The organism is Ancylomarina salipaludis, assembly GCF_004122035.1.
Taxonomy (GTDB): domain Bacteria; phylum Bacteroidota; class Bacteroidia; order Bacteroidales; family Marinifilaceae; genus Ancylomarina; species Ancylomarina salipaludis.
Window position 1 is genome coordinate 89,327 of the sequence record NZ_SAXA01000014.1, and the last position, 18,828, is coordinate 108,154.

Here is an 18,828-nt window from a genome sequence, read left to right on the forward strand (position 1 = left end):
TGCAGTGTTGAAACATTAAAATACAGAGATATGAAAAAAATAGGATTTTTTATATTAATGGGCTTCATGCTCATTAATAAAGTTGATGCAAAACTACCGGTTAAGAATGTAACCGCGTTCAAAGTTCAGGCAAAAGAAAGTAAGGTTTATTGGACTGGGAAGAAAGTTTCAGGCAAACATACAGGTGAAATCTCGCTTAAGAATGGTGAGATTGTTTTAAATGGTGAAAAGTTTGTCAGTGCAAACATTAATATTGATATGTCTTCGATTGTTTGTACTGATCTTAGTAATGAGGAATGGAACAAGAAATTGATCGGACATTTAAAATCGGATGATTTTTTTTCAACTGAAAAATTTCCGGAGTCAAATTTTAAAACAACTCAGTTTATTAAAATTCAGAATGCCAAATCTGATGAAGCCAATTATACTGTTAAAGGGATTTTGAGTATCAAAGGAATTAGCCAAGAAATCAGTTTTCCTGCAAAAATAGATTGGAAAGATAATGAACTTTGGGTTGATGCATCACTATCTGTAGATAGGACCAAATGGGATATTAAGTATGGCTCTGGTTCTTTTTTTGATGATTTAGGTGACAATATGATTCACGATAAGTTTGAAATTAAATTTCAACTGGTTTCAAGAGTGAATTGAGCCGTAAAAAAAGGGAAAAGATTAATAATCTTTTCCCTTTTTTTCTATGCGTTGCATTCGAGCACAAATTGAGCTGTATCTCTGCTTTTTTGTTCCAATAGGATGCTGCGGCCTTCCGTCATCTGAAGAATTGAATTTGTGTCGTAATGACGAATTGTGATCAACTCCAAATTGTCGTTATATCTGACCTCGTAATCGACATTGAGAGCCTCAATTAATTTGTCGATTTTTTTATTGTTATCGACACAAAGTGAAAAACTAATGGCAGAATTCTGAGTTAAATTTACCTTTAAGCGATACTTTGCAATAAGTGAGAAAATGGGTCCGAGATTTTCTTCAATAATAAATGAATAATCTTTGGGACGAATTGAAATCAAACGTTGTTTTTCTTTTTGAATAAATATGGGGATTTTACCTGTTTTTTCAATAGAGGTTTCACTCACTAAAGTTCCCTGATCAAAATAATTGATGAACGATTTTACATACATCGGGATATTCTTCTCCCGTAAGGGCTGAATGGTTTTGGGATGAATAACCTTTGCCCCAAAAAAAGCAAGTTCAATAGCCTCCTGATAAGAGATCCGTTTCAGTTGTTTGGCTTCAGGTATCCATTTGGGGTCAGCATTCATCACACCGGGGACATCTTTCCATATTGAAACTTGCCGGGCATCTAATATATTAGCGAGAATGGCGGCGGTGTAATCAGAGCCTTCGCGCCCCAGTGTTGTGGTTAAATTCGATGACGTTCCACCAATAAAACCTTGTGTGATATAGATAAAGGTATCTTGAAATGTAAAAGCATGGGGCAGCAGTTGACGCGAAAGTTCCCAGTCAATTTTGGCTTCACCGAATGTATCGTTGGTTTTTAAATACCTTCTGATATCAACCCAATGGTTATTTACGCCCTTGTATTTTAAATATTCAGATATGATTTTTGTGGATAGAAGTTCGCCATAAGCGACTATCTGATCGTATTCGAATTCATAATTGAGCGAAGCCGGCTTTTGCAGATAAGCACTAAGCTCATCGAAAAGTTTTTCAACTTTGGATACTGAAGCTGTTTCTGTTTTTGCAAACAAGGTATTTATAATATCGAGATGGTAGGTTTTAAGTTCATTAAATTGTTTTAAAACCAGATCATTTTTTTTGTTGAAAAAATTGTCGACTATTTCTTCCAGGGCATTGGTGGTTTTTCCCATGGCTGAAACCACAATTAAGCTTTCATTTTTATAAGATTGTACAATCTTGAAAAAATTCATAACGCCTTCAGCAGAATTTACTGAAGCTCCTCCGAATTTAAAAACATCCATTCGTTTTATTGTTTAATTCTATAATAAGAGCCGATATCTGACTTATTGGTCTTGAAAATTAGTTTGAGATCTTATCTTAATGTCAGGAATATAAACGATTCCATAAATCATAAAATAGATCAGTAGTTGAAATTAACAAATAAACTGAAGAGAGCTGCTTCTGTTCTGTTTTTTTAACACAAAAGTTCCTTGCACACGTTTGAAATAAGCTTTAGGAGGTTCAATAAAAAAAGCTAACTTTATCCCACCAAACAAAACCAAACGTATTAAAAGCCAAACAAAATGACCGAACACAACAATGTTCAAACCCTGAATCAGTTTATTATTCAGCGTCAAGCTGATTATCCAAATGCTTCAGGAGAGTTATCACGACTGCTTCACCACATTGGAATTGCTTCCAAGATTGTAAACCGTGCTGTTAATAAAGCGGGTTTAGTTGATGTTTTAGGAGCCCATGGAGATCAAAATGTACAGGGTGAAGATCAACAAAAACTGGATGTTTTTGCAGATACTCATTTTATAAATGCTCTTAGAGCGAGTGGTGAGTGTGCTGCTATTGCCTCTGAAGAGAACGAAGATATCATTATTTTTGATGATGCAATGGGACGAAATGCAAAGTATGTTTTTTGCATGGATCCTCTGGATGGGTCTTCAAATATTGATGTTAATGTTTCTATCGGAACAATCTTTTCTATTTATCAGCGTGTAAGTAAAAAAGGGGAACTGCCAACCAAGGAAGATTTCTTACAAGAAGGAACAAAGCAGGTTGCTGCAGGTTATGTGATTTATGGATCTTCAACCATGTTGGTTTATACAACGGGAAATGGTGTCAACGGATTTACGCTTGATCCTTCAATTGGAGAATTCTGTTTGTCGCATCCTAATATTAAGACACCAAAAAATGGGAGTATCTATTCCATTAACGAGGGAAATTATATCAACTTACCCGCAGGCGTGAAAAAATACATCAAGTATTGTCAGGAAAAAGATCCCAAAACCAATCGACCTTATACATCCCGATATATTGGATCATTGGTAGCCGATTTTCATCGAAACTTACTTAAGGGGGGGATTTTTATCTATCCTAATACTAGTGCAAATAGTAATGGCAAACTACGTTTGCTTTACGAATGCAATCCAATTGCTTTTATTGCCGAACAAGCTGGAGGAAAGGCAACCAATGGTGTTGAGCGTATTTTAAAAATTAAGCCAGACTCCATTCATCAACGTGTACCTTTCTACACCGGATCATCAGCAATGGTGAAAAAAGCCGAAGATTTTTTGGATTTTTTTAATAATATATAAGCGATTGTTAGATCAAAAAATTAGGAAAGCAGAGCCGATAGAGGTTCTGCTTTTTTGCTTTTGGCGAATTCAAATTTCTTAAGGAAAGCTACAATTATCTATTCCCAAACAATTTCCCTAAATTTGTGGGCATTACAAAAAGGAGAAAAATTGGAATTAGATCAAATTATAAACTTATTTAATGAGCATCCGGCTCGTTATTCTATTCAGAAATTTTTAGATCAGGAATCTCAAACTAAGATCCATTTAAAGGGTTTGCAAGGTTCAGCATTGGCTATTTTAGCTGCTTCATTGCCAAACGAAAAAAAGGCTCAGGTTTTTGTTTTGAATGATAAGGAAGAAGCTGCGTATTTTTATAATGACTTGTGTACGTTGCTTGATGAAGAGCAGGTTTTATATTTTCCTTCCTCATTCAAGCGTTCGGCACAATACGAAAGCACTGATAATTCAAATATTATTCTTCGTGCCGAGGTTTTAAATCGCTTGCTTTCGAATCAGAATCCAAGTTATATTGTAACATTTCCCGAGGCAATTGCTGAAAAGGTGATTAGTCCGGAGCAATTGGAAGAAAATACGCTTAAAATAAGTGTTGGTGAAAAATTGTCACCTGAGTTTATCGAAGAGGTTCTGGTTGATTATAAATTCGAAAGGTCTGATTTTGTAGTAGGTCCGGGTCAATATTCCATTCGTGGTTCTATTATCGATATTTTTTCTTTCTCTGATGAATTTCCCTATCGAATTGACTTTTTTGGAGAGGAAGTGGATTCAATTCGCTTGTTTGATGTGGAAAATCAATTATCAAAAGAGAAGTTGAATACAGCTGATATCATCCCTAATATTCAGGAAGATTTGAATGATGAGGCACGTATTTCATTTTTAAAATTTTTACCCAAAAACTCGATTTGCTGGATTAAAAATGTTGCTTTTATCGCTGATAGAATCAATTCGATTTTTGAAAAAACGGTTGAGAAGAAAGCCTATGTTGAGTTTGGTGAGGATCGAATTGCAATTCAGGATTATCTAATTCAGGGAGCTGATTTTATCGATCAGATTAATGCTTATAAAGGTTTGGAATTTGGACAGAAATTTTATTTTCCGGCAGAAAACATTATCGAGTTTAACCAGAGTCCACAGCCAGCTTTTAATAAGAATTTTGATCTTCTTGGTCAGGAATTGCTTAATAATAATGCGAAAGCCCTTGAAAATTATATTTTCTCTGATAATCCCAAGCAGATAGAACGGATTCATAATATATTTGAGGATAAGGGTATTGAGGTTATTTTTACCGATGTGAACCGAACTTTACACCAGGGCTTTTCTGATTCTGATCTTCGAATTGCTTGTTATACCGATCATCAGATTTTTGACAGGCACCATAAGTTTCGTTTAAAGAATGAAACAGTTCACAAGGCTAATGAAACGGTTACTTTAAAGGAAATCAATCGACTTCATCCGGGCGATTTTATCGTTCATTCAGATCATGGTATTGGTCGTTTTGGTGGCTTACAGCGTATCGAAACCAATGGGAAATCACAAGAAGTGATTCGTTTGGTTTATAAGGATGATGATATTCTTTATGTGAGTTTACATTCGCTACATAAAATTTCGAAGTACAAAGGTAAGGATGGCAGCGCTCCTAAGATATATAAGTTGGGTACGGGAGCCTGGCAAAAGCTAAAAGATAAAACAAAGACTAAGATTAAGGACATAGCCAAGGATCTGATTCTTTTGTATTCAAAGCGAAAATCTGAACGTGGGTTTCAATTCAGTCCGGATAGTTATATGCAGCAGGAACTTGAGGCTTCGTTTATCTATGAGGACACGCCAGATCAGGTTAAGGCAACGCAATCGGTTAAAGAGGGCATGGAATCGCCAACCCCAATGGACCGATTGGTTTGTGGTGACGTAGGTTTTGGGAAAACCGAGATTGCAGTACGTGCGGCGTTTAAGGCTGTGGCCGATAATAAGCAAGTTGCTATTCTTGTTCCGACAACCATTTTGGCTTTTCAGCACTATAAAACCTTTAGCGATCGGCTTAAGGATTTTCCTTGTCGTATTGATTATATCTCGCGAATGCGAAAGGCAAAAGATCAAAAAGAAATTTTGAAAGATCTGGCTGCTGGTCAGATCGATATTCTAATCGGAACGCATCGCATCATTGGTAAGGATGTTCGGTTCAAGGATATGGGGCTTTTGATTGTTGATGAGGAGCAAAAATTTGGTGTTTCTGTAAAAGAGAAATTGAAACAGATGAAGGTTAATGTGGATACCTTAACTTTAACGGCGACTCCTATTCCGCGTACCCTCCAGTTTTCGTTGATGGGAGCTCGTGATTTATCGATTATCAACACACCACCTCCTAACCGATACCCTATTGTAACTGAAATTCACAATTTCAACGAAGATATTATTCGTGAGGCGATTACCTATGAGGTAGAACGAAATGGACAAGTCTTTTTTATTCACAACAGGGTACAGAATATTCATGAGATTGAAGCCATGTTGCACCGTACTGTACCGGGAATTTCGACAGTTGTTGCCCATGGGCAAATGGATGGACCAAAGTTGGAGAAGATTATGCTGGAATTCATTCGGGGTGATTACGACGTGTTGATTGCAACAACGATAATTGAATCGGGGCTTGATATTCCGAATGCGAATACCATTATCATTAATAACGGACAGAATTTTGGCTTAAGTGAATTACATCAATTGCGGGGTCGGGTTGGCCGATCAAATAAAAAAGCTTTTTGTTATTTGTTGACACCACCTATGGAGTCGATGACACAGGAAGCACGCCAGCGTCTGAATGCAATTGAAAGTTTTTCGGAGTTGGGAAGCGGGTTTAATATTGCCATGCAGGATTTGGATATTCGTGGTGCCGGGAATCTTTTGGGCGGTGAACAAAGTGGTTTTATTTCTGATATTGGATATGAAACCTATCAGCGAATATTAAATGAAGCTATGCTGGAGCTTAAGGAAACGGAATTCAAGGATGTTTTTGCTGAAGAAAAGAGTAAGGAAGAAGAAGAATTTAAACGATTTATAACGGACTGTCAGATTGATACGGATTTGGAGATTTTATTCCCGGAGACTTATATTGAAAGTATTTCTGAACGAATTCGTTTGTACAGGGAGTTGGATAATTTACAAACTGAAGAGGAAATCGAAAAGTTTGCAATACACTTAAAAGACCGTTTTGGTGAGATTCCTGAAGCATCTATCGAATTACTTAATGTGGTTCGTTTAAGATGGTATGCTTTAGATTTGGGAATAGAGAAGTTAATTTTAAAGTCGAAGAAGATGGTTCTGTATTTTGTAAACGATCATCAATCGGCCTATTATCAATCGCCACAGTTTTCAAGAGTATTGGCTTTTGTGCAGTCTCAAAGAATACCTTGTAAAATGAAAGAAGCAAGGCATCGATTAAGTTTAAGCTTTGAAAATGTGAAGAGTATTAAACATGCAACTGAAGTATTGGAGAAGTTTTCAGAACCTGTATCTTTATAAAAAAAGAGATGAATTTAATAATCGACATAGGAAATACGCAAACAAAATACGCAATCTTTAATGGTAAAGAGATGCTTGAGTTTTGTGAGTCGCACATTTCAGATCTGGATTTGATTAAAGTCTGGCAAGAGAAATATCCAGATTTAGATGCCGCTATTGTATCTTCGGTGCAAGGGAGGCCTGATGCTTTTCTTAAGTCGTTGGAGTCAGAGGTCGACAACTTAATTTTCTTTGATCAGAACACACTAACACCGCTTGAAAATTTGTACGAGTCCAAAGAGACATTAGGTTATGACCGTTTAGCAGCATGTGTTGGTGCCAATGCGCTTTCGCCTAATGCAAATTTATTGGTAATTGATGCGGGAACTGCAATCACTTTTGATTTTGTTAGCGCAGAGAATCAATATTTGGGAGGTACAATATCACCCGGTTTGGCTATGAGATTTAAAGCATTACATACATTTACGAAGAAATTGCCCTTGTTGGAAAAATCGGAGACCTATGCATTATTAGGTAAGAATACATCACAGGCTATTATCTCGGGAGTTCAAAATAGTCTTCTGTTTGAGATTGACAGTTATATAAATCAGTTAAAGCAAAAACACTCGGAAGCAAAAATCTTTTTAACAGGAGGTGATTCTGAATTTATTCATTCAAAATTAAAGCATGTAACTTTCTGTGACAGGTCACTTTTGTTGTATGGTTTAAATGCTATCCTTAATTATAATAAATCCTAATATCGAGATTATTCTGGATCGCTTTGTTGCTTGTTAATTTATTTATAGTTTTGCACTTGTCAGAATTTTGAGATCCACAAGGCTGACTTTCATCTTTTTTTCGTTAAGCTTTTTTAACTAATAGTTGCGGAGAATGGTATATGGTTTGCCCTGAGATTAATTATATTTAAAAAATTTAAGGTCTTCTGTTGACACAAATAACTAACTAGATTATAAAATAGAGTATCATGAAAACTAGACTTACAATCCTTACAGCTGTCCTTATGCTATCGACAATGTTCGGAGTGAATGCTCAGACCAAAGAGTCGAAGTATGGCTTAGATAGTGCAAAAACAGTTTTAAATGCCTCACTATATAGTGAAATGGTGAAGCAAAAGAATTATAAAGACGCTCTTCCAGGTTGGAGATATGTCTTTAATAATGCACCTAAATTTCAACGATCAACTTATTCGAAGGGTGTGGATATCATGCGTGGTATGTTTGTTGCGACTAAAAACCCTAAATATATTGATACTTTGATGATGGTTTACGATCAAAGAATTAAGTATTACGGAACGAACAAAAAATACCCTACAGGATGGATTTTGGGACGTAAAGGTGGTGACTTGTTCACTTACGGTCAGAAAGAAAAGGGCAAGATCAGAGAAGCTTACGACATCATGAAGAAGTCTATTGAGATTCAGGGTGTTGAATCTGAGGCTGCAGTTGTTAATAAGACTATGGAAGCTGGAAAGCTTTTGGTTAAAGCTGGTGAATTGTCTCCTGAATTAGTAATCGATGATTACTTGTCATTTATGGATCTTTTGAAAAGCCAAATGGATAAGTATCCTACTAAAGCGACAAATATTAAGGCAGCGATTGCAAATGTTGAAAATGATTTCTTTGCTGCAGGTGTAGCTGATTGTGAAACTTTAAGCAATATTTTCACACCAAAATTCGAGGCAAATCCTGATGATATGGTTTTGATCAACAAGATTATGAGAATGTTGAACCGTCAGGAATGTGAAGATGGTGCTTTATATGCTAAGGTAGCTGAGCAAAAATATAAGCTTGAGCCTAGTGCTGATGCAGCTCACAACCTGGCTAAAATGTTCATTAAGAAAAAACAATTTTCTAAGAGTAAGGAATATCTTACTAAGTCAATTGCTTTAGAGGAAGACGCAGAAGTTAAAGCTGATCTTCATTTCAAATTGGCAAGTATTCTGCTTATGGAGCACAATCTTGTTGAGTCTAAAAAGAATGCACTAGCGGCTATTAAAAATAAGCCAAATTGGGGACAGCCTTACTTGCTAATTGGTAAGTGTTATGCAGCAGGAAGTAAAGAATTTCCTGGTAAAATGCACGAGAAGCAAGCAGTATATTGGGTTGCTGTTGACAAGTTCATGAAAGCGAAAAGCGTAGATTCTGAATGTGCTGAAGAAGCTAATAAATTAATCCAGACTTATTCAAAGTATTTCCCAGCTAAGGAAGAAGCATTTATGCAAGGTCTTAAAGAAGGTGAAACTTATACAGTAGGTGATTGGATTAATGAAACAACTAAGATTAGACTAAACGAATAATCAGTTGAAAAAGACAATTCAAATAGAATTCATATATAAAAGCATTGTTGCCCTATTTGGGGTGACAATGCTTTTGTCTTGTGAAAACAGTATTAAAGAAGTTAAGAGTATAACTGCTGAAGAAACCCGTCCGGAAATTTATGGTGAAAATGTAGAATTCATTTTTACAGATTCAACTCGAATTCAATATAAAGCGTTTGCAATTGAATTTTTGCAAATCAAAAACGAGGAAGAAGAGTATAATGAGTTTCCAAAAGGAGGGAATGTTATTTCCTATAATAAAGATGGTTCTCAGGCATGGACAATTAAATCCAATTATGCCAAAAATATCGTTAAAGATATGATTTGGGAACTTCGAAACGATGTTGTTGCCGTTAGTGATGATGGTAAAACCATAAACACCGAACTTATGTATTGGGATCAGAAGAATCAAAAGATCTATTCTGATCAGTACGTTCGAATCACTAAAAAAGATGGACAAATGTTGGAAGGCAATAGTTTCACGGCTGATGATAAGTTAAATCACATTTCATTGAGCCGGGTTAGCGGTGAAGTATTTCTCGAAGACAAAAATATGAAGCAATAAAGGCTCATTTGTAGCTTGTGAAAATTACTTGTGTTGAAATACAGGTAATTTTTTTTTGTTTATAGGTTTTTATTCTTGATCAAAATCTCCATCTTTAAATGTCCTAATGCACGACAGATAAAGGAATATCTAAAAGTTAAAAAAAGAAGATGAAGCAAAAATTACCGTTCGTTTTAGAAATAATTTGGTTGCTTGTTGCCATTATTAGCATCCTGTTTGCTATTGTTAGAACTTATAATTTGGGTTTCAAAGAGAACATCATGTTGTATGTTATCGCCATGCTTGCCTCTTTAATGTATGGTTCTCGCCGCTATCTACGAAAAACAAGAGAAGGTATAAATCAAGATAGAGACTAATGAATGAGCTTTTTATAATTCTAGCCATGTTGGCTCTTTCTGCATTTTTCTCGGGTATGGAAATTGCCTTTGTTGCAGCCAATAAGTTGAGAATGGAACTTGATAAAAGTAAAAATACGCTGCCTTCACGCATCATCAATATTTTTACAAATCATCCGGGACATTATATTTCAACAATGTTGGTTGGAAACAATATTGCTTTGGTTATTTATGGTATCATGATGGCAAAGATTCTTGAGCCTACCATTGCTCTTTGGCTTGATTCTGAATTGTTGATTATGGCGATTCAAACAATCTTCTCAACGCTTTTGATTCTTTTTACAGCAGAGTTTTTACCTAAAACACTTTTTAGATTAAATCCCAATTTATCTCTGAACCTGTTTGCTGTTCCTGTGATGTTTTTTTATGTCATCTTTTATCCTATAACAGTTGTAACGATGGTGTTTTCGAAGAATATCATTAGCCGGGTTTTAAAAACAGATATTTCGGATGAAGTTGCATCTCACGCATTTGGAAAAGTCGATTTGGATCATCTGGTGCAAGAGGGGCAGGATGCACAATCGGTTTTGGAAGAAGATGAACACAATATGAAACTTTTTAGAAATGCTTTGGACTTTTCGAATGTGAAGTTGCGTGAATGCTTTGTGCCCCGAACTGAAATTGAGGCTATGGATATTGGGGGCGATATTGAAGCCCTGACCCAGCGTTTTATCGAAACAGGTTATTCCCGTATCATGATCTATAAAGATTCAATTGATAATATTATTGGCTATGTGCATTCGTCCGTACTATTTAGAAAACCCCAAAGTATAAAAGCTGCCTTGAGCCGTGTTATAATTGTGCCCGAAACAATGGCTGCTCATAAGCTTTTGAATCTTTTTACCCGTGAACAAAAAAGTGTGGCAGTTGTTGTTGACGAATTTGGAGGGACCTCAGGTATGGTAACCATAGAGGATATTATGGAGGAGATATTTGGTGAGATAGAGGACGAGCATGATAGTGTTGATTTGGTTGAAGAACAGTTGAGTGAAACCGAATTTATTTTTTCCGGAAGAATTGAAATTGATTATTTGAATGATAAATACAAAATAGGACTCCCTGTCTCGGATGATTTTGAAACACTAAATGGATTCATCATTTTCAATCATGGTAGTATTCCAAATAACAATGAAATTATTCGAATTAAAGAATTCAGAATTCAAATTGTTGAAGTTTCCAAGACACGTATCAAAAAGGTGAAATTGACTGTTCTGTCTTAATTTTGTCATCCTTTTCTTAATCCTAACTATAATTTTGACTGATGTTAAGGTGGATTTCAGGCAATAGCTTTGGCTGTGCTTTACACTTGATGTTGGTTTAAATCTTTTCATTTTCAAAAGGTTATCCCGAGTGTTTTTTCATCTTCTTTGTCAATTGTTAATTGGTTCGATATTTATCGATAAAAAGCCGAAAAGCTCTTTAGATAAAAGCCTTGTTCTTGTTCATTTTTTTGTATATTCGTAGCCTATTTTAAGAATAATTAAATCTTTTTAGATGGCAACATTACAGAAAATAAGAAACCGCGGAGTTTTTATAGGAATTATCATTGGTGGAGCCTTGTTGGCATTTATAGCCGGTGATGCCTTAAAATCAGGTGGTTCTCTTTTGACAAACTCACGAAATGAGATGGCTGAAATTGCAGGGGAATCTGTAAATATTCGTGATTTCCAAAACAGATTCAACCATAATCTTGAAGTGACTAAATTAATGAGTGGGCAGAATTCAATTCCTGCTGACCAAATGGATAAGATCAGAGAACAGGTTTGGCAACAAATGGTTCAAGAGATCGTAATGAATCGTGAGTACGATGAGTTAGGAATTAGCTTAACTTCTCAGGAGTTGTTCGATATGGTTCAAGGTAAAAATATTGATCCAACTATTCGTCAACTATTTACAGGGGAGAATGGTCAGTTCGATAAAGACAATGTTGTAAAAACACTTAAGCAACTAATTGCTGCTCCTGATGGAACACCTCAAAAAGCTTATTGGTTGAATATTGAGGAGTCTTTGATTGCTCAACGAACATTGACTAAGTATAATGCTTTGATTGCTAAAGGTCTTTATATTCCGACTGCTTACGCTAAGAATATGGCTGCGAATGGCTCTAAAAAAGTGAACTTTGATTATGTTGTTAAAAGCTATAACTCAATTTCGGACTCCACTGTTAATGTAACTGCTGAAGAGATTAAAGCATATTACAACGATCACAAAGAGCTGTTTAAGCAAAGTGAGTCAAGAAAGATTGATTACGTGCTTTTCAATATTGAGCCTTCAACTGATGACTTCAAATACACAGAGAAGTGGATCGCTGATATGAAAGCTGATTTTACAGCTGAAGAAAATGTTGCTCAATTTTTGGAGTTAAATTCAGATACAAAATTCAATTCGTATTATTTTGCTGAGGGTGAAAACTCAAACAAAGCCCTTGATGCGTTTATGTTTTCTGGTAAAAAAGGTGATGTTTTTGGACCTTATGATGAAAAAGACGCATACAAATTAGCAAAAATATCAGATATTAAAATGATGGCTGATTCTGTAAAAGCTCGTCATATTTTAATTCGTCCTGTACAAGGTGATTTCAAAGCTGCTGAAGCTAAAGCTGACAGTTTGAAGCTATTATTGGATAAAGGTGCTGATTTTGCTGAATTGGCTAAAACAAATTCTGATGATCAGGGATCTGCTGTTAACGGTGGCGATTTGGGTTGGTTTACTCAAGGTCGTATGGTTCCTGCATTTAACGACGCTGCATTCTCTTCTAAGAAAAATGAAGTGAAGATTGTGAAAACTCAGTTTGGTGCTCACCTGATTCAAGTTGTTGGATTAAGTAAGGCTGTTAAAAAAGTACAGGTTGCTATTTTAGATCGTAAGGTTGAAGCGAGTCAGAAAACTTTCCAGGCAGCTTATTCAGCAGCTCGTAAATTTGCTGGTGAAAACCAGGATAGAGCTTCTTTCTTCAAGGCAATTTCTGAGCAGAACTTAACTCATCGTGTTGCAAATCTTAAGAAGGATACCAAATTGATTCCTGGTCTTGAAAGTTCAAGAGAATTGATTCGTGTTGCATACAATACGGACAATATGGAAACGATTCTTTTAAATAATGATAATTCAGCAGTGTTTGAGTTTGGTGACAAATTCGTAGTTGCTATTCTTTCAAATATTAAAGAAGAAGGTTATGCTTCTGTAACTGATGTACAGGCTACTGTTGAAAGAGAAGTTAGAAAGAACAAAAAAGCAGAAATGATAATTGCTTCTATGTCTAAGAATGCTAAAGGGGCACAGTCTTTATTATCTGTTGCTCAGAAAGAAAACTTAGAAGTAAAGAATGCTGCTGATGTGACTTTCCAATCTTTCCAGATTCCTGGTGCAGGTATTGAGCCTAATGTGATTGCTAATGCAAGTAACATTGAAAAAGGTATGCTTTCTGCTCCTATAAAAGGAAATCAAGGTGTTTATATGATTCTTGTAAACGATGTTAAAGAAGATGCACTTACGCAAGATGCGATCGATGTCTTTAAATCTCGTATGAATCAAAATTACCAATACCGTACAAATTATCAGTCAATGCAAGTTCTTAGAGAAAATGCAGATATTGTTGATAAGCGTTACAAATTCTATTAGTAGATAAATTGTAAAGTGATGATTTTGTTCATCTCTTTCAGATACTATATAAAAGCGAGTTGGGAAACCTTCTCGCTTTTTTTATCCTAAAGAATACGAATCGATTGGGAATAGGTAAAGATTGAAGGATACAATAAGTCGATAAGAATGCTTATTTTTGTCGTATTAAGCTGAATGTTTGGCTGGTTGATTGAAAGTAAGGTCGTATTGACAGTGTTGTAAAATTATAATTGAAATTTAATTCAGAATATAAATATGAGTGTTATTAAAGAATTGCAAGCAAGAAGTGGTTCGGTTTGTGAACTGTGTGGAGCTATTAATGATTTGAATGTTTACGAGGTGCCACCTGCAACGAAGGAGGGAAGTGATAAGTGTTTGTTACTTTGTTCAACTTGTTCAGAGCAATTGGATAATCCTGAAAAGGTAGATGTGAATCATTGGAGATGTTTAAACGATAGTATGTGGAGTGAGGTGCCTGCAGTGCAGGTGATGGCATGGCGTATGTTGAATCGTTTACGTTCTGAAGGCTGGCCTCAGGATTTGCTTGATATGCTTTATTTGGATGAAGATACAATGGCATGGGCTCAGGCTACAGGTGAAGGCGAAAATGAAGAAGATAAAGTTAAACACCTTGATAGTAATGGTGCGCTTTTGGAATCGGGAGATTCAGTTGTGCTGATTAAAGATTTAAATGTGAAAGGTGGCGGTTTTACTGCTAAACGAGGTACTCATGTTCGTAATATTTCATTGGTACATGATAATGCTGAACAAATCGAAGGACGTGTAAATGGTCAGCTGATTGTAATTCTGACACAGTATGTGAAGAAAGCTTAAGCTGATCAGATTTGATATAATGAAAGCGAGATGGGGAACTGTCTCGCTTTTTTATTCCTTATTTTAGGAGCAGATAAAAAATGCCGCAAATAAAAAATATTTACGGCATTCTATTGTCATGAGGGTTATCTCATATTTTTATTTCTTCTGGTCGAGTTCATCAAGTAGAATTTCAACGGCTTTTCTTAGTTGTTGATCTTTTCCCTGGCTAACCACATCGTAATCGTAAAGCACTTTGTAGTCTGGTTCCAATTGTTTGTTTTCAAGGAAATCGCCTTCTGAGTCAACGTAACCAATTTGGGGGATACCAAAATACATATTACCATTCATAAGGCTTTCCCACCAAACCGAAGTCATGGTTCCGGCTACTGCAGTTCCAACGAGTTTGCCTAGTCCCATTGTTTTGTAAACCCATGGCGTACCGTGTGCATTCGAGTAGTTGCCTTCACTCACTAACATGATAGATGGTTTTTTCCATCTTTTACGAGGCTGTTCGCCAATTTTTTGTCCACGTGGTAATTGGGTTAAGTACTTCTTTCCGCTGAACAGGACTTCGATATCTTCGTGCATATGTCCGCCACCATTATAGCGTGTGTCAATTACAATAGCTTCCATATTGTTATAGCGCCCCATTACCTCTGAGTAAAGTGTTCTGAAGCTATCATCATTCATGCCTTTTATGTGAACATAGCCTATGCGCCCGTTTGATACCATCTCAGTTTCAGCTCTGCGCTGCTTAATCCAGCGCTCGTATAGCAGATCATCGAATTTTCTTTTTGAGATTGGCTTAATCACTTCGTCCCAACGTTTTTTTGTTGCAGGATTATAGAAACTTAACAAGGTGTTTTTGCCGCTTTTGTGATTTAAAAGAGGGTAGTAATCCATTCCTTCGGTAATTTCAACCCCATCAATCTTTTCTATAATACAAGTAGTACTCGCTTTTGATTTTGCTTTTTTAAGAGGCGATTTGTCAACAATCTCAGCTATTCTTAAACCTTTGCCCTTGTAGTTGTCGTCGAAGAAAACACCAAGATTCGCAGTTTTGTCGCCGTTGGGATAGCTTGTCCATGCACCAGCTCCGGTGTGAGAGGCATTTAACTCACCTAAAAGTTCACTCAGTAATTCGGCAAAATCGTATGAATTGTTGATGTATGGAAGGAATCGCTTGTATTCCAACTTGTAGGCATCCCAATCTACACCATGCATATCTATACGGTAAAACTTTTCTTTGGTTTGTCTCCAGGCATGCTCGAACAGATAGTCTCTTTCGGCATCCTCATTCAGGTTCATTTCGGCTTGGTAGTTGATGTTTTTACGCTTGTTTCCAGCTGTCTCAATACGCATTAATCGACTTCCGGAACGTAAAAAGATATATTTTCCGTCCTTAGTAATACTCATATCAGAACTTGAACCGGAGAGCTTTAAAACTTTCTTGGTTTCATCTTCTTTAAAATCATGTACCCAAAGGTCGTAACCATCTTCGAACTTACTTAAATAATAGAGTTTATCGCCTTTAGGCGTCATTACGGCTTCAGAAAGATTCGATGAGTTAATCGTTAAACGAGCGATACGATCTTCGTAATTGTTTAGATCAATCTCAATATCTTTAAGCTTTTTTTCATCCGTATTCTTCTTTTTATCTTTCTTATTGTCCTTTTTGTCGGCTTTAGCTTCTTCTTTCTCTTTGTCAAGCGCCTCTTGTAGCTCAGCTTCTTCTTTGCTCATGTTGAATTTGTCGAAAGCTTCCTGAGTAAAGAACATGGCAAATACATCGTTTTGAGAGCCCCAGCTTGCGTGGTTGCGCATGCCAAACCGATCAGAAAACCAAATCATAGCTTTACCACCCATAACCCATTTGGCATTGCCGTCAATATATCCCGAGTTGGTTAAATCAGTTATGGTTTTATTGCCTTGTGCATCTATCAAGCCGATATCAGAATTTGGCCAACGTGTTTTAGCATTGTAGTCCATCAAAAACCATTTGCCATCCGGTGACCATTCAAAATACAAGTCTTCGTCGGTATAAGAATAGTTCCATTTTCCTTCCAATATGGTTCTGATTTTTTTGCTTTTTAAGTTGATAACCTGTAGTTCCGTTCTGTTTGCCAAATAGGCAACTTCTTTTCCATCAGGAGAAAAAACAGGACGAAAAGTTTCATCTTTATTCGCAAGAATTTCATCTTCTTCTAAAAGTGTAGAATGGGTGAAGTCAATTTCAGTTTCATTTTTGATTTTAGTACGATACAGGTTCCAGCTTCCGTTACGTTCACTGGCGTAAATCAAACTTTTACCATCAGGACTAAAACTCACACTGCGCTCTTGTTCAGGCGTGTTGGTGATACGTTTTGTTGTTGCATACTCAACTGATGTTACAAAAACTTCTCCGCGAACAATAAAAGCAACTTCTTTCCCGTCAGGAGAAACAGACATTTCGGTTGCTCCTGATGATTTTTTTAGGAACTCATCTTCGTAGGCAGTGTGGTCTGTTCTAATGTTTATATCTAGTTTCTTAGCTTCGTTTTTGCCTGTTTGAGTGTAAATTTCACCTCGGAAACCAAAACACAATGTGTTGTTTGAACTTACTGATAAAAAGCGAACAGGATTTTTGCTGTATGTTGTGATTTGGGTTTTGTTGGCTCCACTATTGGCATCCATTTTCCAGATATTAAAAGAACCCGATTTTTCACTTAAGTAATAAATTGCAGATTCATCATTGTTGTAGACAGGTTGACGATCTTCTCCTTCGAATGTACTAAGGAAACTGTGTTTTCCTGTTTTGGTGTCGAATTTACGTATGTCGCGGGCTACTGATGATGTGTGATGTTTTCTCCAGGTATTCTCTCCCGCTTTTTTATCCGTGTATATCAGTTGTGTCATGTCCTTATTGTAACGAGCATCTTCGGCCGGAGTCGTTAATATTTGTTGAGGACGTCCTCCCTCTATTGATACAGCATATAACTCAGTCAGATATCCCTTGGGAAACATGGCGTTTTTATAGTTGTCAGCAATTGCTGCAGTAAATAGCACCGATTTGCCATCAGGAGTAAACGATGTTGGAACTTCTTTTGCCGAATTTGTAGTCAAACGTTTGGGAGTTCCACCATCAATCGGCATTAGGAAGATGTCGAAATTCCCATTTCTTTCTGAAGCAAATGCAAGCTGTTTCCCATCAGGTGACCAAATTGCATTGTAATCGTAGGCAGGATTTGAAGTTAAACGTGTTGCTTCACCACCTTTTGCATCTACCTTATATATGTCGCCCATATAATTGAATGCAATAGTTTTTCCATCAGGAGAGATGCTCGGGTATCGCATCCATAATGGATTTGTTTGAGCCCAACTACTAGCGCTTAGTAGTAATAAGCCGGCTCCAATCATTAATTTTTTTAAAATCATGGTCTTTTTGAGTGTTAAAGGTTTTGTTGGTTTTCTGGTGTCTGGAATGGTTGATGTATTCCTCGTTTGGCAAAGCTATCGACAAAAGAAAAATTATCAAATAGAGTAGTCATTATTTTGTCGATAGATTTTGCCATATTCTGAAGAGGTGATTTTATATAGTTGTAGTTCAGGTGTCTTGTCGGCTAATATATTATTTTTTATACCTGTGTCTATAGTTTTTCGATAAACGAGTTATATATTAAGATGTAGTACGTATTGTAATTCGATTTGGATGTTTGTTTTAAAAAGAGTTTAGCCTTATTTGAGTAAGTGAATAGGGTAAATCATCATTTTAAATTTGAATTCTTAATTTTATTAAAATTTTTATATCACATTATCAGTGTTTTAGTAGTTAAATAGAAAAAACAGTTAATTTGGATTAGGAAAGTTGAAATAAAAAGGTCTATATTTGCACTCGCTTTAAGAGAGAGGCGCAGGTCATTGAAACGTTTGTAGAGCTTGTAAACATTGGGTTGTCCCGATAAAATAAGTTAAAAAATAAACGAAAAAAGATTTGCAGAATTAGAATTAAGTTTCTTATATTTGCAGCCGCTTTCATAGCGAAAGAGTTCTTAAAAAATTTGGCAGGGTGACGATGAAAATCTGAGGTAAAAACGGAAATAAATTTTCTAAAAAAAAACTTCAATTTTTATTTGGTTTTAAAAACTAAAAGTTGTTATCTTTGCACCCGCTTTGACGCTGTAATCGGCATCAAAACAGAGAAGAAATTTTGAACGCAAGTTCTTTGAAAATATTGGAAGTAGAATAAAGTTAGGTAAATACAAGAATAATAACCTTGTCAATTAGATTTACGAAATAACTTAGATATTATCCACGAGCAGATTAACTATAAGTTTTTTATACAACGAAGAGTTTGATCCTGGC

General features: G+C 36.1%; 12 protein-coding genes. 10 read left to right on the forward strand and 2 right to left on the reverse strand.

The annotated features are described in order from the left end of the window. Positions 1 to 30 precede the first annotated feature (30 nt). Complete coding sequence (locus tag EO244_RS13950; protein WP_129255305.1) at positions 31 to 651, forward strand: YceI family protein; 621 nt, start codon at positions 31 to 33, stop codon at positions 649 to 651. A 44-nt stretch (positions 652 to 695) separates the two neighbouring features. Here EO244_RS13950 and EO244_RS13955 read toward each other — a convergent pair whose 3' ends face one another. Next, positions 696 to 1,961: an aspartate kinase gene (locus EO244_RS13955; protein WP_129255306.1), complete on the reverse strand. Its 1,266-nt coding sequence runs from the start codon at positions 1,959 to 1,961 to the stop codon at positions 696 to 698. A gap of 282 nt (positions 1,962 to 2,243) precedes the next feature. Between EO244_RS13955 and fbp the strand changes: the two genes are divergently transcribed. The 9 genes from fbp (at position 2,244) to EO244_RS14000 (ending at position 14,505) form a co-directional block, all read left to right on the forward strand. Then, positions 2,244 to 3,266 carry a class 1 fructose-bisphosphatase gene (gene fbp / locus EO244_RS13960; RefSeq protein ID WP_129255307.1) on the forward strand — a complete coding sequence of 341 codons (1,023 nt, stop codon included), beginning with the start codon at positions 2,244 to 2,246 and terminating at the stop codon, positions 3,264 to 3,266. 150 nt (positions 3,267 to 3,416) lie between these two features. Continuing rightward, complete coding sequence (gene mfd / locus EO244_RS13965; RefSeq protein WP_129255308.1) at positions 3,417 to 6,776, forward strand: transcription-repair coupling factor; 3,360 nt, start codon at positions 3,417 to 3,419, stop codon at positions 6,774 to 6,776. Between the two features lie 8 nt (positions 6,777 to 6,784). Continuing rightward, positions 6,785 to 7,513 carry a type III pantothenate kinase gene (locus tag EO244_RS13970; RefSeq protein ID WP_129255309.1) on the forward strand — a complete coding sequence of 243 codons (729 nt, stop codon included), beginning with the start codon at positions 6,785 to 6,787 and terminating at the stop codon, positions 7,511 to 7,513. Positions 7,514 to 7,740: 227 nt separating this feature from the next. Beyond that, positions 7,741 to 9,072 (forward strand): tetratricopeptide repeat protein, encoded by a 1,332-nt coding sequence (locus EO244_RS13975; RefSeq protein ID WP_129255310.1) that lies wholly within the window; start codon positions 7,741 to 7,743, stop codon positions 9,070 to 9,072. A gap of 4 nt (positions 9,073 to 9,076) precedes the next feature. Then, complete coding sequence (gene lptC / locus EO244_RS13980; protein WP_129255311.1) at positions 9,077 to 9,658, forward strand: LPS export ABC transporter periplasmic protein LptC; 582 nt, start codon at positions 9,077 to 9,079, stop codon at positions 9,656 to 9,658. Positions 9,659 to 9,807: 149 nt separating this feature from the next. Next, positions 9,808 to 10,014 carry a hypothetical protein gene (locus EO244_RS13985; RefSeq protein ID WP_129255312.1) on the forward strand — a complete coding sequence of 69 codons (207 nt, stop codon included), beginning with the start codon at positions 9,808 to 9,810 and terminating at the stop codon, positions 10,012 to 10,014. Then, positions 10,014 to 11,273, forward strand: coding sequence for a hemolysin family protein (locus EO244_RS13990; RefSeq protein WP_129255313.1), 1,260 nt, complete (start codon positions 10,014 to 10,016; stop codon positions 11,271 to 11,273). The genes EO244_RS13985 and EO244_RS13990 overlap by 1 nt, the downstream gene beginning before the upstream one ends. Before the next feature lie 274 nt (positions 11,274 to 11,547). After that, a complete protein-coding gene (locus EO244_RS13995; protein WP_129255314.1) occupies positions 11,548 to 13,671 on the forward strand; it encodes a peptidylprolyl isomerase in 2,124 nt (707 codons plus the stop codon). Positions 13,672 to 13,926: 255 nt separating this feature from the next. Further along, positions 13,927 to 14,505: a PhnA domain-containing protein gene (locus EO244_RS14000; RefSeq protein WP_129255315.1), complete on the forward strand. Its 579-nt coding sequence runs from the start codon at positions 13,927 to 13,929 to the stop codon at positions 14,503 to 14,505. Between the two features lie 138 nt (positions 14,506 to 14,643). On the opposite strand, the gene EO244_RS14005 is transcribed toward EO244_RS14000, so the two are convergent. Then, complete coding sequence (locus EO244_RS14005) at positions 14,644 to 17,901, reverse strand: S41 family peptidase (protein ID WP_129255316.1); 3,258 nt, start codon at positions 17,899 to 17,901, stop codon at positions 14,644 to 14,646. Between the last annotated feature and the right edge of the window lie 927 nt (positions 17,902 to 18,828).

Bases quoted from the DNA above. Each gene is read 5' to 3' on its own strand.
- EO244_RS13970 (WP_129255309.1), top strand. From the start codon at position 6,785: ATGAATTTAATAATCGACATAGGAAATACGCAAACAAAATACGCAATC.
- EO244_RS14000 (WP_129255315.1), top strand. From the start codon at position 13,927: ATGAGTGTTATTAAAGAATTGCAAGCAAGAAGTGGTTCGGTTTGTGAA.
- EO244_RS13985 (WP_129255312.1), top strand. From the start codon at position 9,808: ATGAAGCAAAAATTACCGTTCGTTTTAGAAATAATTTGGTTGCTTGTT.
- EO244_RS14005 (WP_129255316.1), bottom strand. From the start codon at position 17,901: ATGATTTTAAAAAAATTAATGATTGGAGCCGGCTTATTACTACTAAGC.
- EO244_RS13990 (WP_129255313.1), top strand. From the start codon at position 10,014: ATGAATGAGCTTTTTATAATTCTAGCCATGTTGGCTCTTTCTGCATTT.
- EO244_RS13955 (WP_129255306.1), bottom strand. From the start codon at position 1,961: ATGGATGTTTTTAAATTCGGAGGAGCTTCAGTAAATTCTGCTGAAGGC.
- fbp (WP_129255307.1), top strand. From the start codon at position 2,244: ATGACCGAACACAACAATGTTCAAACCCTGAATCAGTTTATTATTCAG.
- EO244_RS13950 (WP_129255305.1), top strand. From the start codon at position 31: ATGAAAAAAATAGGATTTTTTATATTAATGGGCTTCATGCTCATTAAT.
- EO244_RS13975 (WP_129255310.1), top strand. From the start codon at position 7,741: ATGAAAACTAGACTTACAATCCTTACAGCTGTCCTTATGCTATCGACA.
- EO244_RS13995 (WP_129255314.1), top strand. From the start codon at position 11,548: ATGGCAACATTACAGAAAATAAGAAACCGCGGAGTTTTTATAGGAATT.